An 18,256-nucleotide genomic window follows, 5' to 3' on the forward strand; every position below is an offset into this window, starting at 1 on the left:
TCGCGGTGAACGGTCGGGATCGACCCGACCCCCTCACCGCCGCGGGTTCAGCAGGCGCGCGTCGAAGCGGTCGGCGCGAACGAGACCGACGCCGAACGCGATCGCGACGGCGGCCGGGACGTAATTGCCGAACCAGAGGTTGATCCCGCCCCAGAGGATCACGAAGCTCACCATGTCGTCGAGCATGAACTCACAGCCAGTCAGCCGCTCGCGGAGCGCCGTCACGTCGAACGCGCGGTCGAGCGCGACGACCGCGACGGTCGCCGACAGCACCCACCCCGCGTAGTTCGATAGCGGGACGCCGTAGAACGCGCCGCCGCCGAACGTCCAGAAGCCGAGCGCGACCGCGCCGGGGTCCAACACGACGTCCATCGTCACGACCGCGGCGATCACGACGAGGAGACGGAGCCACCAAGTCGCCGCGCGCGCGCCCAACAACAACAGACACAGCAGGTAGGCGTTCAACACCAGCGGAACGAAGAACACCGGCAGCGCCAGCGGGACGCCGCCGACCATGGGACCGAGGCTCACGGTGTACTCGAACGTCCCGTACGGCCACCCCGTGCGGACGCCGAGGTGTTCGATGAAGTACGTGTACGCGACGAGCAGCCCGACCCAGCCCACGGCCCGACGGTCGAGCAGCGGCAACACGCCGACGAGAAGCGGCGACCGCATCACGACCACCCCGAACAGGACGAACCACGGGTTGAACGCGAGCGGCTCCGGGAGCCACCCCTCCGCGCTCGCCACGAGGGTGATCGCGCCGATCGCGGGGAACAGCACCGCGATCGTGAACCGGTTCTCGCGGACGACCCGGTCGAGGGCGGCTTCGGCCCCGTCGCGGGTGTTCGGGAGCCGGTCGCGGAGCGCGGACGCTCCCGTCGACCCGTGCGCCGAGGTCGATGGGGGGTCGTCGGTCATCCGACCACCTCCCACAGCGGGTACACCCGCCACAGCCCGCCCATCGCGAGCAGGGTTCCCACGACGGTGTTGAGCGCGGGGAACCACCAGTACGCGCGGGCGACGTCGACCGACGACGACGCGACCCACGCGACGAACGCCGGGTAGACCGCGAGCAGCGCGCCGAGCCGGGGGTCGAGCACGGCGAACGCGAGGGCCGCACCGACCCAGCAGGCGAGACAGTAGCCGTACGTCCGAGCTTCGCCGAGCACGGTCGCAGTGGTCCGGATCCCCGCGACGCGGTCCGGCTCGATGTCCGGCACCGCCGAGAACGTGTGCATCCCCATCGTCCACAGCCACGCGCCGACGAGCGCGGCGAGCGGCGGGTGGGCCCCCGCGACCGTCGCGTACGCCGCGGCCCCCGGCAGCACGTACAGGCCGTTGGAGACGGAGTCGGCGATCGGCTTCGTCTTGAACCGAAGCGGCGGCGCGCTGTAGCCCACCCCGAGCACGAAGAACCCGGCGAGGTAGGGCCACGCGACGGGCGGCGTGATCGCGAACGTCGCCGCCCCGAGCGTCCCGGCCGCAACGATCGCCGCGGTGACGACCCGGTCGCCCCGCCACCGCGCCTCGCGGTCGCCGGCCTTCTTGGGGTTCTTCGCGTCTATCTCGGCGTCGAAGGCGTCGTTGACGCCGTACAACAGGACGTTCGCCGGCAGCAGGAAGTACGCCGCGAGCGCGACCGTCGTCGGCGTGAACAGGCCGTCGACGTCGGCGATCCCGTAGGTGACGCCCACGGCGACCGGGCCGGCGAGGTAGAGCCAGAACCGCGGCCGCGAGAGGACCAGCAGGTATCGGAGCCGCGCTCCGAGGGACGGGGAGTCGCCGTCGGTACCCGCCCCTTCGGTACCCGTCCCTTCGGTACCCGCCCCTTCGGAGCCAGCGGTTCGGCCGTCGTCACCCGGGGCGTCGATAGCGCCGTTCGGGCGGGTGTCGGGATCGGTCACGGCCGTAGTCACAGGGTGTCGGCGACCCGTTCGGCCGTGAGCTGTCCGCTGATGAGACACATCGGCACGCCGATGCCGGGCGTCGTCGTCGCCCCGGTGAAGTAGAGGCCGTCGACGGTTCCCGAGGCGTGTGGCGGCCGGAACAGCGACGTCTGCCGGAGCGTGTGTGCCAGCCCGAGCGCGGACCCCTGATAGCTGTTGTAGCGGTCCGCGAAGTCGTCGACACAGAACGTCTCCTCGACGACGATCCGGTCGCGGAGGTCCGTCCCGGTGTTCGCGGCGATGTCGTCGAGGACGACGTCGCGGTAACGGTCGCGGAGCGCCGGGGTGTCCGTCAACCCGGGCGCGATGGGGACGAGCGCGAAGAGGTTGCTGTGCCCCTCCGGCGCGACCGTGTCGTCGGTCTTCGAGGGGACACAGAGGTAGTAGGCGGGGTCGTCGGGCCACGCGGGGTCGTCGAAGATCTGCTCGAAGTGTCGGTCCCACGCGGTCGGCAGGACGAGCGTGTGATGCGCCAGCTCCTCGACGTCGCCTTCGACGCCGAGGTACAACAGAAACGCCGACGGGGCGTACGTCCGAGACTCCCAGTACGCGTCGGTGTACTGCCGCTTCTCGGGGGGCAACAGCTCCCGCTCGGTGTGTGCGTAGTCCGCGTTCGAGACGACGAGGTCCGCGAGGTACCGATCGCCGTCGCCGCCGTTGGCGCTCACCTCGCGGGCGTCGCCGTCGGCGGTGCGTCCTTCGTTGGCGTCGCCGCCGGCGGCGTGTCCCCGGTCGGCGTCCCCGTTCCCGGCGACGTCGACCGCGAACGCGCCGCGCCGCCCCTCGATCGCCGTCACCTCGGCGTCGGTGACGAACTCGACGCCGAGGTCCGTGGCGAGCTCGACGATCCCGTCGACGACCGCGCCGACCCCGCCGTCGGGGTAGTAGACGCCCATGTTGAAGTCGACGTGGCTCATCAGGTTGTACAGCGCGGGCGTGTTCGTCGGGGAGCCGCCGAGGAACACCAGCGTGTACTGCATCAGCTGCTGGAGCTTCGGGTGTTCGAAGTAGTCCTCGACGTGTCCCTGCATCTTGCCGAGCAGCGAGAGCCCCCACGAGTAGCGGAGCACGTCGGGGTCGACGTAGTCGCGCAGACGGGGGCGGTCCTCGTAGACGAAGTGCTCCATGCCGACGTCGTAGGTGTACTCGGACTTCTCGAGGTACGCGTCCAGGGCGTCGGCCGCGCCCGGCTCGTACGACTCGAACAGCTCCTTGTTGCGTTCGAGGTCCGGGACCACGTCGACGCGGTCGCCGTCCTTCCAGAACACGCGGTAGTGGGGGTCGAGCTGTGAGAGCGTGTAGAACTCCTCGGGCGACCGCCCGAAGTGCCCGAAGAACCGCTCGAACACGTCGGGCATGAGGTACCACGAGGGGCCCATGTCGAACCGGAAGCCGCCCGTTTCGAGGCGGCTCGCGCGCCCGCCAAGCTGTTCGTTCTTCTCGAGAAGGGTGACGTCCGCGCCGGCGTCGGCGAGGTAACAGGCCGTCGAGAGGCCGCCGAACCCGCCGCCTATTACGACGACGGATTCGCCGGCCACGGCGTCGATGTCGGGGGCCGCGTCCATGGGATCACGTGGACCGGCGTCGGTATAAACACCGGCCAGACGCGGGCGGCGAACGGGCCCGGAACGGTCCCCGGTCGGTACCTTATAAGTCGCCGTCGGCCGTAGCCGGAGGCGGACATGGATCCGACGGTCGCGATCACGGGGGCGACGAGCGGGATCGGGCGGGCGGTAGCCGACGCGTTCGTCGAGGCGGGCGCGTTCGTCGCCGTCTGCGGCCGCGACGGCGACGCGGTCGACCGCACGGTGGCAGCGTTAAACGGGAATCGGGAGCCCGCCGCCGGCCGGGAGCCTGCCGCCGGCCGCGAACACACCCGCGACGGCGACGGCGTGGACGACGGCGACGGCCTGGGCGACGGCGACGCCGTCGCGACCGAGGCCGCGGGTCGTGCATGGGGGGCTCGGGTCGACGTTCGCGACGAGTTCGACCTCGAACGGTTCTTCGAGCGGGTCGCCCGCGAGGCGGGGCCGATCGACGTGGTGCTCGCGAACGCCGCCGTCCTTCACGGGTCGCCCGGGGACCGGCCCGCGGACGAGACGTCGTACGCCGACTTCGACGACACGATGCGAACGAACGCCCGCGGGGTGTTCGCGACGATCCGCGAGGCGCTCCCGCACCTGGCCGCCGACGCGCGGGTGATCGTCCCGTCGGGATCGGTCGCCCACGAGTCGAAGCCGGGCATGGGCGCGTACGCGACGTCGAAGGCCGCGGCCGAGGCCGTCGCACGGGGGTTCGCGGCCGACGTCGACGCCACGGTCGGCGTCGTCGATCCCGGGCTCGTCGCCACGGATCTCACGGGTATGGAGCGCGCCCGAAACCCCGACAGCGTCGCGCCGCTTTTCGTCTGGGCCGCGACCGACGCGCCCGCCGCGGACCTCAACGGCGGCCGGATCGGGCTCCGGGAGTGGAAGGCGGCGACGCGGTAGGTCGGAGCCGAGCGTGTCGCAAGGGGGAGAAACGAGGACTCGAACGGAGGAACCGAGGCCGGCGGGAGCGACGCGATCGGCGAGCGTCGGCGGGAGCGACGCGGTCGGCGCGCATCGGCGGGAGCGACACGGTAGGCACGCGCCGACGGGAGCGACACGGTAGGCACGCGCCGACGGGAGCGACACGGTAGGCACGCGTCGGCGGGAGCGATCCCGGCGCTAGCGTCCCGGACCGAGGTATCCCCACGCTTGCAGCCGGTCGCCGTCGCCGTCGGTCCACCGTTCGCCGATGTCGTCGCGGTAGTACATGTTGGGCATCACGATGTCGTCGATCCGGTCGTACGCCTGTTCACGCGCGGCCTGCATCGTGTCGCCCTTGCCGGTGACGACGATGGGCATCCCGTTGTCGCCCGCGACGCGCCACTGGCCGTCGACGTTCTTCGCGTCCTCCAGGTGGATCCCCTCGCGGCTTTCGGTCTCGAACACCACGGCCGCGTTCCGGGAGTTCTCGTCGTACGTCTTCTCGTCGTCGAACGGGAACGGCGGCAGAACGATCCGAACGGCGATCTGGTACCCGTTGTGCACCGCTACTCCCGGATCGTTGCCGTGCGCGAGGTCGTAGAAGAACTCGCCGGTAGACGACTCGATGGACTCCTCTTGCAACGCGATCGTCGGATACCCGAACCGCGGTGTGAACTCCAGCGGGTAGATCCCGGTCTCGTTCACGATGCAGTTGATGTCGATGCTCCCGACGTACCCCTCGTCGGCGAGCCAACCTTCGAGCTTTCCGAACGTCTCTTTGAACAGTTTGTTCTGGCCGGCCCAGAACATCGAGGTTCCCATCTCGCCGGTCTGGGGGCCGATGTTTCCCGGAAACAGTTTCTTGTGTTCGAAGTTGAAATTCACCTGATCGATGAACTCGTTGCCGTTGAAGAACCCGCAGATGGCGATCTCCACGCCGTCGACTTTCCGCTGCAGCTGGAACCCCTTCATCCGGTGGCCCCACGCCTTCTTGTAGGCGCGGAGCACGTCGATGACGTCGCTGCCGTCGTCCTCGTTCCCGACGTACAGCAAGCGCTTGACGTTCTGAACCTCACCGAGCGGTTTGATGACGTACGGAGCCGGGTTCTCCTGCACGTGCTGGATGCCCGCGTCGAAGTCGTGGAAGATGTGGTGTTCGACCGTGTTCACGCCGTGTGCTTCGAGGATCTCCATCGCGTAGCCGCGGTCCTCTTCGAGGTGATCGGTGTTCGGCGTTCCACCAACGACAGCGTTGCCTTGCTCACGGAGTTCCCGAGCGAGCTTTCCCGTCCCGACGTCCGATCCCACCCAAATGTCGTCGAAAACGATGACGTCCGCCCACTCGACGTCGGCGCGCCAGTCGTCCGTCTTCGGCACGAAGCCGTCGCCGATCTCCGCGTCGTGTTCCGACTCGATGTAGTACTTGACGTCGTGTCCCTCCCGGTGGACCTGCCATGCGAGGTCGGTTATCAGCGCGGCGTCCGCGGAGACGAACAGGAAGTGCTTGGAGTCCATACCGCCACCTTCCGCCGGCGTTCATATAAAATCGGTTACGGTCGGGTAAAATTCGGCCGGGGTCGCTTAAAAAGCAGCCGCGATCGCCTTCCCGACGTCGTTCTCGCCGCGCCTCGTCGCTGAAAGCGGAGTTTCCGGCATCTCCGAAGGAAAGTTTATTATTTAGAAACAGCGGTTTCAGTTGCCGATACTTTTCCGCGCGAATAGCTGCATTCTTTAACGTCCACGAGGAGAACCACACGAGACACCCGAATGTCTGACGACCCAATCCACGAGACGGGCGACGCCGACGCCGCCGAACCGGGCGGCCGCTCGCCGACGACCCTTGCCGAACCGACCGCCGACACCACCCGCCTGCCGGGGACGCGCTCACACGACACCCGTGAGCGGAGCCCGGAGGTCGCCCGACAATGAGCGGGCGCAACCAGGACTGGTGGCCGAACCAGCTGCAGGTGGAGATCCTCGACCAGAACGCCCGCGACATCGGGCCGATGGGGGACGACTTCGACTACGCCGCGGAGTTCGAGAAGCTCGACCTCGACGAGGTGAAGGCGGACATCGAGGAGCTGATGACGACGTCACAGGAGTGGTGGCCGGCCGACTACGGTCACTACGGTCCGCTTTTCATCCGAATGTCGTGGCACAGCGCCGGCACGTACCGAACCGCCGACGGACGCGGCGGCGCGGCCGGCGGTACACAGCGGTTCGCGCCGCTCAACAGCTGGCCCGACAACGCGAACCTCGACAAGGCGCGCCGGCTGCTCCTGCCGGTCAAACAGAAGTACGGCCGCCAGCTCTCGTGGGCCGACCTGCTGGTGCTCGCCGGTAACGTCGCCCTCGAGTCGATGGGCTTCGAGACGTTCGGCTTCGCCGGCGGCCGCGAGGACGCCTTCGAGCCCGACGAGGCCGTCTACTGGGGCCCCGAAACCGAGATGGAGGCGTCCGACCGCTTCAGCGACGACGGCGAGCTCGAGGACCCGCTCGGCGCGACCGTGATGGGCCTCATCTACGTGAACCCCGAGGGACCGGACGGTCAGCCGGACCCGATCGCGTCCGCGGAGAACATCCGTGACTCGTTCGGCCGGATGGCGATGAACGACGAGGAGACGCTCGCGCTCATCGCCGGCGGCCACACGTTCGGGAAGGTCCACGGCGTCGACTCCGGCGAAAACCTCGGTGCCGAGCCCGAGGCCGCCCCCATCGAGAAGCAGGGTCTCGGCTGGGAGAACGAACACGGCACCGGCAAGGGCCCCGACACGATCACCAGCGGGATCGAGGGCCCCTGGACCGACGCGCCGGTCTCGTGGGACATGGGCTACCTCGACAACCTCCTCGAACACGAGTGGGAGCCGGAGAAGGGCCCCGGCGGCGCGTGGCAGTGGACCCCGAAGAGCGAGGAGCTCCACGACACCGTCCCGGACGCACACGCCCCGTCGGAGATGCGGACCCCGATGATGCTCACGACGGACATCGCGCTGAAGAAGGACCCGGAATACCGGGAGATCGCGGAGCACTTCCGCGACAACCCCGACGAGTTCCAGGCGGCGTTCGCGAAGGCGTGGTACAAGCTGATCCACCGCGACATGGGCCCGCCGTCCCGGTTCCTCGGCCCGGAGGTCCCCGACGAGGAGATGCTGTGGCAGGACCCGATCCCGGAGGCCGACTACGACCCGATCGGCGAGGCGGAGATCGAGGAGCTCAAGCGCGAACTCCTCGACTCGGAGCTCTCCGTTCCCGAGCTCGTCAAAACGGCGTGGGCGGCGGCGTCGACGTACCGCGACAGCGACAAGCGCGGCGGCGCGAACGGCGCGCGGATCCGCCTCGAACCGCAGCGGGGCTGGGAAGCGAACGAGCCGGACCGACTGGAGGCGGCCCTCGAGATCCTCGAGGGGATCAAGGCCGACTTCAACGATTCGCGCGACGACGGGACCCGCGTCTCGCTCGCCGACCTGATCGTGCTCGGCGGGAACGCCGCGGTCGAGCGGGCGGCGGCGGACGCCGGCCACGACGTGGACGTGCCGTTCGAGCCGGGGCGAACGGACGCCTCACAGGCACAGACCGACGTCGAGTCGTTCGAGGCGCTGGAGCCGGACGCCGACGGCTTCCGCAACTACCGGGCGGACGGCCACGAGCGACCCGCGGAGGAGGCGCTCGTCGACAGGGCGGACCTGCTGGACCTGTCGGTGCCCGAGACGACGGTTCTCGTCGGCGGGCTGCGGGCGCTGGACGCGACCCACGGCGGGTCCGACCTCGGCGTCTTCACCGACAGCCCGGGGACGTTGACCAACGACTTCTTCGTGAACCTGCTGGACATGGGGATCGAGTGGGAGCCGGCCGCGGACGACGAGGGCGTCTTCGAGGGGTACGACCGCGAGACGGGCGAGCTCGAGTGGCGAGGGTCCCGCGTGGACCTCGTCTTCGGGTCCCACGCCCGGCTTCGGGCCGTCGCCGACGTGTACGCGAGCGACGACGCGGACGAGAAGTTCGTCCGTGACTTCGTGGACGCGTGGCACAAGGTGATGAGCCTCGACCGGTTCGACCTCGAGTAGCCGCGACGCCGACCAAGGGGGACCGCCCCCTCGAACCGACCGACCCGCGTTTCCGTTGCGTTTCGCTTGAGTTCGCTCCGCCGATCGACCCGTTCCGTCACCGGCAGGACGGTCGCCGACTGAGGCGTTTATCCCGATGAAGCCGCTACGGTGGGGTATCGAATGGTCTCCCCGTCAGCGGTGCTCGGCGTCGACCCCGACGCCGACGAATCGACGATCAGGCGCGCCTTCCGCGAACGCGTCAAGGAGGTCCACCCGGACCAGGGCGGCAGCGTCGAGGAGTTCCAGCTCGTCAAGCGAGCGTACGCGGCGCTGCGCGAGCGCGACCGGAACGGAAACGGCGACGTCGCGGACCTCGACGCCGACGAGCGCGGGACGCCGGACGGCTGGAACGACGCGGCCGGCGGGGGCGGCGACGGGGAGGGTGACGGCGCCGCCGACGTCGAACCGGTCCGCGTCGAGTTCCTCGACTACGCGGTCGTCGACGACTACGGGTGGGGCCTCGACGACCCCGACCTGTTCGAACGGGCCGCCGCCGCGGACCTCGGCCCCGCCGACTACGGACGGCTGCTCGCGGAGCCGACGGAGAGCCTGCTGGAGGCCGCGGAGGCGCGCGGGTACACGTGGCCGTTCTCCTGTCGGGGCGGGGCGTGTGCGAACTGTGCGGTGTACCTCGCCTCGGGGGAGCTCTCACAGCCGGCGAACCACATCCTTCCCGACGAGCTCGCGGACCGCGGCTTCCGGCTGTCGTGTAACGGGTATCCGATCACCGACGAGCTCCAAGTCGTGTTCAACGTCAAACACTTGCCGGAGCTCGACGAGTTGAAACTGCCGCCGGGACCGTTCAGGCGGGCTCGCTCCGAGTGATCAGCACACCCATGAGAATGTCACTCAAGAAATCATTTAGTGCATATTTATAGGTATGTGGAACCTACCGTTCGGTAACCGGAGGGGAACCGCGCGGTCGTCGGCCGATCGCGCGTGCGTCCCCGATGGAGGTACACAATGCAACTCAGCAAGCTATTCAACGACGAGAAGGCGGTGTCTCCCGTTATCGGGGTCATCCTCATGGTCGCCATCACGGTGATCCTGGCGGCGGTCATCGGCACGTTCGTCCTCGGCCTCGGCGACTCGATCGGCGACAGCGCCCCGAGCGCGAGCTACGATTGGGACCAGAGCGGATCGGGTGCTGACGTCACCTCGGTCACCCTCACGCACGTGAGCGGTCAGAACATCGACGCGGACCGCGTGACCGGGACGGTTGAGGGTAACGCGATCACGTTTGGTGCAGATCCCGAACAGCAACTCGGCGCTGAATGGGCAGGTAACGGCCAGATATCGTCCGGCGACTCGGTCGACTGGATGGACGACAGTAATATCGAGGACAACACGGAAGGCATCTCTAGCAACGACGAACTCCGCGTCATCTGGACCGCATCCGGCGGCGGCTCCTCGTCGACGCTGACGACCTACACGGTCCAGTAGGCTCCCGATTCGATTCCGACTGACGCGCCCTTTTAAACCCTAACACGCGACCCCTGAGCCGCCGCTCAGTCCGCCGGCGGGGTGTGCGTCGCCGGCGCAGTCAGCCGGGACGTACGTCGTCGCGGTCGGAGGTGGCGCGCTTGTCCGCCACCCATGTATATATACGGCCCCGTACCGACGCCGGATCCAACCGTGTACGGACTGACCGGCAAGGAGTTGCGGTTCGCGCTCGTCGTCAGCTCCGCGCACTTCACACAACACGTCTACTACCGCGTGCTCCCGCCGCTGATTCCGGTGTTGGCGGTCGCACTCCAGTACCCCCTGTGGCAGCTCGGGCTGTTGATCTCGCTGTACTCCATCGGCATGGGGCTGGCGCAGGCGCCGCTCGGCGTCCTCTCGGACCGGATGGACCGCCGCTTCCTCCTGCCGACGGGGCTCACGCTGACCGGCGCGGCGTACGTGCTGTTCGCGGCCGCGCCGACGCTCGGCGCACCCTTGCCAGCGCTGACCGCGTTCGGCTACCTCTTCGAGGGCGGCTACCTCGTCATGTCGCTCGCGATGGTCGTCGTCGGCGTCGGGCTGGCGGTGGTCCACCCGACGGGCTATCCGATGATCACGGACAACGTCGACGCCGGCTCGAAAGGGAAGGTGCTCGGCGTCTTCGGCGCGTCCTCCAAGCTCGGCGACGCCGCGGCCCCGACCGCCGTCGCCGTGTTGATCCTGCTGCTCGCGTGGGAGCAGATCATCCTGCTGTTCGGGGTCGCGGGCGTGGTCTACGGCCTCATGCTCGCGGTGGTGCTCCGGTCCGACGAGTTCGAGACGCGGCCGGCCGGCAAACGAGGGGTGGACGACGCCGACGGCGTCGCCGACCCCGACGACGATGCCGACTCGACCGGCAACGGTGCTGACCTCGGCGACGACACCGACTCGATCGACGATGTCGGGTCCGACGGGGACGGTCCCGATCGGGCCGGTACGGCGGCGGACGGCGACCGGCGGACGTACCTCTACCCGATGACGGCGGTGTACCTCTACTTCGTCACGAGCGGGCTGTCGACCCGCGCGCTCAACACGTTCCTGCCGGCCTTCCTCGTCGCCGTCTACGCCTACTCCTACTCCGTCGACGCGATCGGCGTTCACGTGGGGGCGGAGTCGGTGGCCAACGTGTTCTTCGCGCTGCTGCTCGTCTCCGGCGCGGTGATGCAGCTCGTCCTCGGCGGCGCGACGGACGCGTACGACTCGCGGGTCGTGCTGCTCGGGTGTATGGCGGTCGGGACGGTCGGGATGGTCCTGCTCGCGCTGGTGCCGCTACACCCGCTCCTGCTCGCGGTCGTGATCGTCGCGCTCGGGACGGGACTGTACGGGGTCAACCCGGCGCGGGACGCGCTGATAAGCGACCTCTCGCCGCCGGAGCGCGAGGGGCGCACGTTCGGCTACGTGTTCACCGCGGTGACGCTGACGGGCGCGCCGATGCCGGCGCTGATCGGCTACCTGCTCGAGACGCTGGGGATGCGCCAGGGCTTCCTCCTGCTCGCGATCGGACCGATACTCGCCGGGATATGCGTCGCGCTGTTGTACTCCGAGCGCGTGTACGCCCCTCATCCGGCCGCCGACGCGACCGGAGACGCGGCCGATTAAGCTCACCTACGCGCGGAACTCGACACCGGTGAACTCGAACCGAGCCCCTCCCTCGGGTTGGGTGGTGATCTGCAGATCCCACCCGTGTGCGTCGACGATCTCCTGAACGATCGCCAATCCGAACCCCGTCCCGGTGTCGGAGGTCGAAACCCCCCATTCGAGTACCGCTTGGCGTTCGCTCGGTGGGATCCCCGGACCGTCGTCTTTCACGAAAAAGCCCGATCGGTCCTCCGCGAGACCGACCGTAATCGTGACGTCCGCGTCGCCGTGATCGATGGCGTTTCGAAACAGGTTCTCGAACAGCTGCGCGAGTCTCGTGGCGTTCCCCTCGATGGTGACATCCGCCTCGACGTTGAGGCTCGCCTCGGGGTGGGCAATGGAGGTCCAGCACCTCTCGGCGAGACCCTGCAACGAGATCGGCTCAACCCCGTCTACTGTTGTCCCGATTCGAGCCAGCTCTAGCAAATTCGTGATTATCTGGTCCATCCTCGTCAACGCGTTCGAGACCTTCTCCAGTTCCTGGCTGTCCTCTCTGGATCGGTCGATTTCCAAATAGCCGTGAGCGACGTTCCACGGGTTCCGAAGGTCATGAGCAACGACGGAAGAGAACCGATCTAGCCGGGCGTTCTTCCGCTTCAATTCCTGCATCTGCGCTTTCCGATCCGAGATGTCTCGAGTGTACCCGACGATCCTGGTCACGTCACCGTCTACGACGACCGGTTTGGCGTGTGATTCCACCCACTTTTCATCCAAGCCAGCGGTGTCGATTCGGTAATCTGCTTGAATGAATTGACCCTCCGAAACACGTTCCATCGCCATCAGCACCCGCTCACGATCGTCGGGATGGATCGCCTGTACGAACGTTGTCGGGTCGTTTTTAACCGCGTCTACCGGTCGTTCGAAGACCGTCTCATACGCCGAGTTGATGAACAGGACCTCCGTCCAGTCCCCCTCGAATACGTACAAGACATCGTTAGCCTGTTCGCTCAGTTCGTGAAGGTGCTGTTCGACTTGTTCGGCCCGTTGGACTGCCCGACGTTGCTCCACAGCGGTGACGATCTTGTTTGCCAGTAGCCCGTACTGTTCCGTGAGAACACCCTTGATCATGTAATCCGTGACGTCAGCACTAATCGCACGGCTTGCGACTTCCTCGCTTCCCGTGTCGGTGAACAGTATGACCGGCACGTCCGGGATCTCCTTCCGAGCAGCTTCGAGAACTTCTAGGCCCGTTCCATCGCCCAGTTGATAATCACTAACAACGCAATCCGTGTCGTCTCCGATCAGGTCGAACCCCTCTTCAACAGAGCGCGCAGCTTGGACGCTGAGCCGTTCGTTCTCACGTTCGAGATTCGCCGCGACCAACCGGGCAAAATCAGGCTCGTCGTCGAGGTGAACGACCTGGATCGGTTCCGCCATGGGAAATAGCGCGTTTGGAAATAGATAAAAACACGCTTGCGAGGTTCCTCAGACGTGTGATCGATTGGCTCGATCTCAGTAGTACGATCCGTCGATCTGCGGTGACTCGTGCCGGACGGGTTGATAAATGAATGCCGACCCGGCCATCGACGATCCTCGTGAGCTCGTCGACGTGAACGCGTGTGAAGCCGTACGGCGATCGCCCGCCGCAGTCGAGGCGGTCGCTCGTGGGTTGTAGAATACGAAGTTAGGTGGCTGGGGAGTTCCCGGCCCCTAACACGCCACGGCAAAGAGCCGTGGACGCTGTAGGTGGGCCAACACGGATTTGAACCGTGGACCTCCCGGTTATCAGCCGAGCGCTCAACCTGACTGAGCTATTGGCCCAGGTGAGCGCATTCAGTCGTTGCGCGGGTAGCAGTTTAAGGGTTTCCTTTCGTGAGCGCCCCCGCCGTCGGTCGGTTTCGGGAGTCGTTCACACGCCGCGCGCTCACTCGCGACCGTCGCCCCGACGGTTCCCACCGCGGTCTCCGCCAGCGTCGTCGCCATCGCCATCAGTATCGTCGCCGTCGATCCCGTCGTTCCCCTCCTCGACGGTGAAGTCCACGTCGACGACGTCGTCGCGGTCCGCACCGCGGCCGCCGGAGCTGCCGGAGCCGCCGCGAGCGCCACCGTCGTCGAGGTCGAACGAGTCGTTCGGACAGCTCCCGGGGCCGGCGGGGCCGAAACCGCCGCCGAAGTCGCCGCCGAACCCGGCGGGGCCGTCGCCGTCGCCGCTCGGGAACCCGCCGACGTACACGTTCCCGGTGGTGAACCCGTCCGTCTCGCGATCGATGTACGGCACGACGACGTACTTCTTGAGCGCCATCCGGATCGGGACCCGCGAGAGCGGAAGTGCGAGCAGGAACCCGATGGCGTCCGTGACGAGCCCGGGCGTGAGCAGCAGCGCGCCGGCCGCGATCAGGAGGCCGCCGTCGAGCAGTTCGTCCGTCGGGGGCTCCCCGCGGGCGAGCTTGCGCTGCATCCGACCCAGCGTGGCGCGTCCCTCCGCGCGCAGGAGGAGCATGCCGAGGACCGCCGTCAACACGACGAGCGCGACCGTGAGGACGGCCCCGAGCCGCGTCGCGACGTAGATCAGGAACAGCGCGTCCACGAGGGGGACGACGAGGAGTAACGCGAGCAGCGTTCGCGGGCGCATACCCTCGCTTCCGGGCGGGCACCCATAGCCCTTTTCGTCGCGGACGGCCCGCGACACGGTTCGAGCCGTGATCACTACCTCGAACGCGCTCGTCCGCGACCGCCACGGCTTTGAGCGACGGGGGCGACCCCACCGCATGGACCTCGTCGGCGCGCTCGGTCGCGACCCGCCAGAACGCGACTCGTTGCCTCGATGGGCCGCGCCCCTCCCGGCCGCGCTGGAGGACGTCGCCTATCGGTTCGTCTGGGTCATCGTCGCGATCAACCTCGCCGGCACCGCCTTCGGCTTCTGGTACTACCGGTTCCAGTTCGGCCGCGTCCCCCCGGAGCTGTGGGCGTTCGTCCCCGACAGCCCGCTCGCGACGCTGTTTATCGCCCTGGCGCTCGCGTCGTGGGCGGTCGGGAAGCCGAACGACACCCTCGCGGCGCTCGCGTTCGTCGGGAACATCAAGCTCGGACTGTGGACCCCCTACGTGCTCGTCGTCTTCGCGCCCGGCTTCCTGGCGACGTCGTCGACCCCGATGTACGCGTTCCTGCTCGTGAGCCACCTCGGCATGGCGCTGCAGGCGTTCGTCCTCCACCGGATGACCGACTTCCCCCTCAAGGCGGTCGCGGTCGCCGGCGCGTGGTACACCGTCGACCTCCTCATGGACTACTTCGTCCCGGTGATCGGTGACGTCACCCATACGTCCCTCCCGTACGCCGGCGGCGAGCCGTGGTTCACGACGACGGTCCTGCAGGTCGCCGCGGCCGGCGCGGTGGTGTTGACGGTAGTCCCGCTCTGTCTCGCGCTCGGAACCCGGATCGCCACGCTCCGGACCCGCCACCGTCCCCACCCCCACGACTGATCCGCGTTCAGCATGCGGCGCGGTCGAACACCCCGCCCGTATCGGAGGCGACACGCGATCGAACGCTTGACCAGCACCAGCTGCGGCGCGGAGCGCGGGGCACGGGGTGTGCACCCGCGACACGGCGCGTTTTATCCCGCTCCGTCGCCTTCCATGCGATATGAGTGCGTACGACGCGATATCGGACCTCACGGTGACGGTCGAATCCGTCGCCCGGAGGCGGTACTCCGCGGCGACGACGAGCGGGTTCGAGCGGACGACGACGGAGTTCAGGCTCGCGGGCGAGGGCGTGACCGGCCGCGGCGAGGACGTCGGCTACGACGCTGCCGACCACGACGCGCTCGCGGCGACCGACCCGATAGACCTCGAGGGGGAGTGGACGATCGCCGAACTCTCGGCGGTCCTCGACGAACGCGACCTCTTCGCGGGCGGGGGCCCGGAGCGGGAGAGTGCCCGCGCCTATCGACGGTGGGCCGTCGAGAGCGCCGCGCTCGATCTCGGGCTCCGACAGGCGGGCGTGAGCCTCGGCGAGCGCCTCGGGATCGAACCCGACCCGGTCCGGTTCGTCGTCTCGACGCGCCTCGGCGACCCGCCCACGACCGACCGGGTCGAGGAGCTGCTCGCGCTCGATGCGGACCTGGAGTTCAAGCTCGACCCGACGCCCGACTGGCCCAGCGAGGCGTTCGTCAGGCTCCGTGAGACCGACGCCGTTCGAGTGCTTGATTTAAAGGGGTGGTACGAGGGAACCGACGTGGACGTCCCCGCCGACCCGGAGCTGTACCGCGACGTCCTCGCGGCCTTCCCGACGGCGGTCGTCGAGGACGCCGCCTTCACGCCCGAGACGACGCCGCTCCTGGAACCGCAGGCGGACCGGCTCGCCTTCGACTACCCGATCGACGGCGTCGAGAGCCTGCGAGCGCTGCCGGTCGAGCCGGGGTGGTGTAACGTGAAGCCGTCGCGGTTCGGCACCCTCGAATCGCTGTTCGAGACGATCGCGTACTGCGAGCGAGAGGGCATCACGATGTACGGTGGCGGGCAGTTCGAGCTGGCGAGCGGGCGGACGGCGATACAGACGCTCGCCGCGCTGTACTACCCGGACGCACCAAACGACGTCGCTCCCGGCGCGTTCAACGACCCGGACGCGTCGCCGCCGTATCCGACGAGCCCGATCGCGCCCGCCGACGCCGCGGTCGGCTTCGAGTTTTAAAAGCCGTCCTCGGGAGACGAACGCAAACGTTAGGAGACGAACTTCAACAGGTCGTCGCGACTGTGTGCGTGGAACCGATCGCGGAGGCACTCCTCCAGCGCGTCGATGTCGCCGCGTTTCGCACAGATCGGCGCGATCGTGTCGGACCACTGTTGCCACGGCGGGTAGAGCCCGAGGCGGTCACAGATGTCGTCGAGCCGCTCGTCGAGGTCGTCGATCTTGTCCGTCTTGTTCACGGCGACGATCGGTTCGATCCCGATCTCCTGGAGGAAGCCGAACATCTCGACGTCGTGGGGGATGTTGCCGCGCTCGCGGTGGCGGTCGATGATCTCGACGGCCGACTTGCCGTCGACGACGACGACGCCGGCGAGAATGTCGTCGGCGTGCGCCTCGAGGTACTGGACGATGTCCGTCTTGATCTCCTCGCGGCGGTCGGCCTCGACGCCGGACATGAACCCGAACCCCGGGAGATCGGTGAACATGAACGACTCGCTCGCCCAGTCGTAGTGGTTCGGCTTGCGGGTGACGCCCGGCTTCCCCCCCGTCGAGAAGTCGTGGCCCGTCAGCTCGCGCATCACCGTCGATTTGCCGACGTTCGACCGTCCGACCAGCACGACTTCGGCGTCGCGGGCGGGCCGGTCTTCGTACTTGAACATAGCCGTAGGTGCGGGTCTCAGCCTTTTAAACGGCGCGACGGAAGCGTGGTGCGGCGGGGTCGGACGGCGGGGCGCACCGAGGGAGCGACCGCTACGGGATGGTTTCGGTCGCGTCGTCGACGGCGGAGCCGGGCGTCGACAGCCGATCGCTCTGGTCCGCGAACGCCGTCCCGAACATGCGGAACACCGCGACTTGCCCGTAGAACTGGAGGAACGGGACGAGGAGCAGTCCGACGATCGTCACCGCGAGCACGCCGGTCGCGATCCAGAGGACGAACGTGACGACGAGCGGCATCAGCACCGCCACGAGGTACTCGACGCTGAGCAGCGTCGGCTTCAACAGCGACGGGTCGAACGCCGCTTTGGCGTTCCCCTCGACCGCGTAGGCGGTGAGCGCCGCGGGCACCGCGTAGTACACGACGAAGATCACCGGGAGGAACCCGAGCGCCGCCAGCAGGCCGAGGCCGCCGATGAGCGCGCCCGCGTCGCCGCCGATCGCCCCACCCGTCCCGATGACCAGGACGACGAAGACGCCGTACGCGATCATCGGGAGGAGCGTGTACGCCAACCCGATCACCGTCGCGACGATCCCGCGTACGAGCAGCGTCCCCCAGTCGGTGAACTCCGGCGGGGTGTCCGACCCGGCGACGGTCGACTCCAGCACCTCGACGAGGTAGCCCAACAGCAGGAACCCCGGGATCACGAGCCACGAGAAGAACCCGAGGACGCCGCCGATGATCACGCGTCCGATCCAGTCGCCGCGTACGGGGTACGACAGTCCGTCTTCGAGCATACTGTACGCGCACAGAGGAGACTCGATTAAACGTTCCGTCGGACGCCGATCGGGCCGGCAGTGCTGGATCCCCGCGGTCCGGGTCTCAGAAGGAGCCGTCGGCTGTAAAGAGACGCGGACCGCAGGGATCGTCGCTGTCGCCGCCGACTCGCCGATGAGCGTCGTCGACGCTCACAGCAGCAGCGAGATGACCGCCAGCACGAGGAAGATTATCACGAGCCACTTCGCGACCGTCATGCTGACGCCGGCGACGCCGCGTGCGCCGAGGACCGCGGCGACGATCGCCAACAGGAAAAAGAGGAGCGCCAGCTCGAGGAACCCGCCGGAGAACTGGGCGGGGGCCGCCGTCGCCGTCGACGTCGCGTCCGACCAGAGGCTCGATACGACCGCCGCCGTCGTCGCTGTCTCGACCATACTCCACGTGAGGCCTCGCGGACGTATCGTTACGATCCTCATATTCCGGTTACGGCGACCCGATCGGCGCGTATGGTCGCCA

General features: G+C 68.0%; 17 protein-coding genes and 1 tRNA gene. 8 read left to right on the plus strand and 10 right to left on the minus strand.

From position 1 onward, the window contains the following. Window positions 1-33: 33 nt before the first annotated feature. From cruF to GRS48_RS07930, 3 genes are read right to left on the minus strand one after another with little or no spacing between them, the layout of a single operon-like run. Complete coding sequence (cruF, locus tag GRS48_RS07920) at window positions 34-921, minus strand: bisanhydrobacterioruberin hydratase (RefSeq protein WP_159485289.1); 888 nt, start codon at window positions 919-921, stop codon at window positions 34-36. Continuing rightward, window positions 918-1,919 (minus strand): prenyltransferase, encoded by a 1,002-nt coding sequence (locus GRS48_RS07925; protein ID WP_321168351.1) that lies wholly within the window; start codon window positions 1,917-1,919, stop codon window positions 918-920. Before GRS48_RS07925 ends, cruF begins: the two co-directional genes overlap by 4 nt. Beyond that, the gene (locus GRS48_RS07930) at window positions 1,916-3,514 is read right to left on the minus strand and encodes an NAD(P)/FAD-dependent oxidoreductase (RefSeq protein WP_159485291.1); all 1,599 of its coding nucleotides are present in this window, start codon (window positions 3,512-3,514) and stop codon (window positions 1,916-1,918) included. The genes GRS48_RS07925 and GRS48_RS07930 overlap by 4 nt, the downstream gene beginning before the upstream one ends. A gap of 117 nt (window positions 3,515-3,631) precedes the next feature. Between GRS48_RS07930 and GRS48_RS07935 the strand changes: the two genes are divergently transcribed. Further along, complete coding sequence (locus GRS48_RS07935; RefSeq protein ID WP_159485293.1) at window positions 3,632-4,438, plus strand: SDR family oxidoreductase; 807 nt, start codon at window positions 3,632-3,634, stop codon at window positions 4,436-4,438. A gap of 219 nt (window positions 4,439-4,657) precedes the next feature. On the opposite strand, the gene GRS48_RS07940 is transcribed toward GRS48_RS07935, so the two are convergent. Continuing rightward, window positions 4,658-5,974 (minus strand): phosphoribosylglycinamide synthetase C domain-containing protein, encoded by a 1,317-nt coding sequence (locus GRS48_RS07940; protein ID WP_159485295.1) that lies wholly within the window; start codon window positions 5,972-5,974, stop codon window positions 4,658-4,660. A 252-nt stretch (window positions 5,975-6,226) separates the two neighbouring features. On the opposite strand from GRS48_RS07940, the gene GRS48_RS07945 reads away from it, so the two are divergent. The 5 genes from GRS48_RS07945 to GRS48_RS07965 all read left to right on the plus strand — a co-directional run bounded on the left by GRS48_RS07945 (window position 6,227) and on the right by GRS48_RS07965 (window position 11,646). After that, complete coding sequence (locus tag GRS48_RS07945) at window positions 6,227-6,388, plus strand: hypothetical protein (RefSeq protein WP_159485297.1); 162 nt, start codon at window positions 6,227-6,229, stop codon at window positions 6,386-6,388. After that, window positions 6,385-8,523, plus strand: coding sequence for a catalase/peroxidase HPI (gene katG, locus GRS48_RS07950; RefSeq protein ID WP_159485299.1), 2,139 nt, complete (start codon window positions 6,385-6,387; stop codon window positions 8,521-8,523). Before GRS48_RS07945 ends, katG begins: the two co-directional genes overlap by 4 nt. Before the next feature lie 162 nt (window positions 8,524-8,685). Continuing rightward, window positions 8,686-9,390: a ferredoxin Fer gene (gene fer / locus GRS48_RS07955; protein WP_159485301.1), complete on the plus strand. Its 705-nt coding sequence runs from the start codon at window positions 8,686-8,688 to the stop codon at window positions 9,388-9,390. A gap of 138 nt (window positions 9,391-9,528) precedes the next feature. Continuing rightward, on the plus strand, window positions 9,529-10,008 hold the full coding sequence (locus tag GRS48_RS07960; protein WP_159485303.1) for a type IV pilin: 480 nt from the start codon (window positions 9,529-9,531) through the stop codon (window positions 10,006-10,008). A gap of 192 nt (window positions 10,009-10,200) precedes the next feature. Then, complete coding sequence (locus GRS48_RS07965) at window positions 10,201-11,646, plus strand: MFS transporter (RefSeq protein ID WP_200840231.1); 1,446 nt, start codon at window positions 10,201-10,203, stop codon at window positions 11,644-11,646. Window positions 11,647-11,652: 6 nt separating this feature from the next. Here the strand turns inward: GRS48_RS07965 and GRS48_RS07970 are convergent, their stop codons facing one another. The 3 genes from GRS48_RS07970 to GRS48_RS07980 all read right to left on the minus strand — a co-directional run bounded on the left by GRS48_RS07970 (window position 11,653) and on the right by GRS48_RS07980 (window position 14,257). Further along, window positions 11,653-13,062 carry a hybrid sensor histidine kinase/response regulator gene (locus tag GRS48_RS07970; protein ID WP_159485307.1) on the minus strand — a complete coding sequence of 470 codons (1,410 nt, stop codon included), beginning with the start codon at window positions 13,060-13,062 and terminating at the stop codon, window positions 11,653-11,655. Window positions 13,063-13,372: 310 nt separating this feature from the next. After that, window positions 13,373-13,446 (minus strand) — tRNA-Ile (locus tag GRS48_RS07975). Window positions 13,447-13,549: 103 nt separating this feature from the next. Then, entirely contained in the window at window positions 13,550-14,257 is a 708-nt protein-coding gene (locus GRS48_RS07980; protein ID WP_159485309.1) for an FxsA family protein, read from the minus strand. A gap of 136 nt (window positions 14,258-14,393) precedes the next feature. On the opposite strand from GRS48_RS07980, the gene GRS48_RS07985 reads away from it, so the two are divergent. Both GRS48_RS07985 and GRS48_RS07990 read left to right on the plus strand, forming a co-directional pair. After that, window positions 14,394-15,104 (plus strand): DUF1405 domain-containing protein, encoded by a 711-nt coding sequence (locus GRS48_RS07985; protein ID WP_159485311.1) that lies wholly within the window; start codon window positions 14,394-14,396, stop codon window positions 15,102-15,104. 160 nt (window positions 15,105-15,264) lie between these two features. Further along, a complete protein-coding gene (locus tag GRS48_RS07990; protein WP_159485313.1) occupies window positions 15,265-16,311 on the plus strand; it encodes a hypothetical protein in 1,047 nt (348 codons plus the stop codon). Between the two features lie 29 nt (window positions 16,312-16,340). Here GRS48_RS07990 and engB read toward each other — a convergent pair whose 3' ends face one another. The 3 genes from engB to GRS48_RS15225 form a co-directional block, all read right to left on the minus strand. Further along, window positions 16,341-16,967 carry a GTP-binding protein EngB gene (gene engB / locus GRS48_RS07995; RefSeq protein ID WP_159485315.1) on the minus strand — a complete coding sequence of 209 codons (627 nt, stop codon included), beginning with the start codon at window positions 16,965-16,967 and terminating at the stop codon, window positions 16,341-16,343. A 91-nt stretch (window positions 16,968-17,058) separates the two neighbouring features. Beyond that, on the minus strand, window positions 17,059-17,760 hold the full coding sequence (locus GRS48_RS08000) for a DUF4013 domain-containing protein (protein WP_159485317.1): 702 nt from the start codon (window positions 17,758-17,760) through the stop codon (window positions 17,059-17,061). Between the two features lie 171 nt (window positions 17,761-17,931). Next, a complete protein-coding gene (locus GRS48_RS15225) occupies window positions 17,932-18,174 on the minus strand; it encodes a DUF1328 family protein (protein WP_235028026.1) in 243 nt (80 codons plus the stop codon). Window positions 18,175-18,256 lie beyond the last annotated feature (82 nt).

The sequence above is a fragment of the Halorubrum sp. JWXQ-INN 858 genome (assembly GCF_009806985.1).
In the GTDB taxonomy this organism is placed as follows: Archaea; Halobacteriota; Halobacteria; order Halobacteriales; family Haloferacaceae; genus Halorubrum.

What these genes read in the sequence shown, in the direction of transcription:
- cruF (WP_159485289.1), bottom strand. Translation starts at nt 921, where the DNA reads ATGACCGACGACCCCCCATCGACCTCGGCGCACGGGTCGACGGGAGCG.
- GRS48_RS07930 (WP_159485291.1), bottom strand. Translation starts at nt 3,514, where the DNA reads ATGGACGCGGCCCCCGACATCGACGCCGTGGCCGGCGAATCCGTCGTC.
- GRS48_RS07935 (WP_159485293.1), top strand. Translation starts at nt 3,632, where the DNA reads ATGGATCCGACGGTCGCGATCACGGGGGCGACGAGCGGGATCGGGCGG.
- GRS48_RS07940 (WP_159485295.1), bottom strand. Translation starts at nt 5,974, where the DNA reads ATGGACTCCAAGCACTTCCTGTTCGTCTCCGCGGACGCCGCGCTGATA.
- GRS48_RS07945 (WP_159485297.1), top strand. Translation starts at nt 6,227, where the DNA reads ATGTCTGACGACCCAATCCACGAGACGGGCGACGCCGACGCCGCCGAA.
- katG (WP_159485299.1), top strand. Translation starts at nt 6,385, where the DNA reads ATGAGCGGGCGCAACCAGGACTGGTGGCCGAACCAGCTGCAGGTGGAG.
- fer (WP_159485301.1), top strand. Translation starts at nt 8,686, where the DNA reads ATGGTCTCCCCGTCAGCGGTGCTCGGCGTCGACCCCGACGCCGACGAA.
- GRS48_RS07960 (WP_159485303.1), top strand. Translation starts at nt 9,529, where the DNA reads ATGCAACTCAGCAAGCTATTCAACGACGAGAAGGCGGTGTCTCCCGTT.
- GRS48_RS07970 (WP_159485307.1), bottom strand. Translation starts at nt 13,062, where the DNA reads ATGGCGGAACCGATCCAGGTCGTTCACCTCGACGACGAGCCTGATTTT.
- GRS48_RS07980 (WP_159485309.1), bottom strand. Translation starts at nt 14,257, where the DNA reads ATGCGCCCGCGAACGCTGCTCGCGTTACTCCTCGTCGTCCCCCTCGTG.
- GRS48_RS07985 (WP_159485311.1), top strand. Translation starts at nt 14,394, where the DNA reads ATGGACCTCGTCGGCGCGCTCGGTCGCGACCCGCCAGAACGCGACTCG.
- GRS48_RS07990 (WP_159485313.1), top strand. Translation starts at nt 15,265, where the DNA reads ATGAGTGCGTACGACGCGATATCGGACCTCACGGTGACGGTCGAATCC.
- engB (WP_159485315.1), bottom strand. Translation starts at nt 16,967, where the DNA reads ATGTTCAAGTACGAAGACCGGCCCGCCCGCGACGCCGAAGTCGTGCTG.
- GRS48_RS08000 (WP_159485317.1), bottom strand. Translation starts at nt 17,760, where the DNA reads ATGCTCGAAGACGGACTGTCGTACCCCGTACGCGGCGACTGGATCGGA.
- GRS48_RS15225 (WP_235028026.1), bottom strand. Translation starts at nt 18,174, where the DNA reads ATGGTCGAGACAGCGACGACGGCGGCGGTCGTATCGAGCCTCTGGTCG.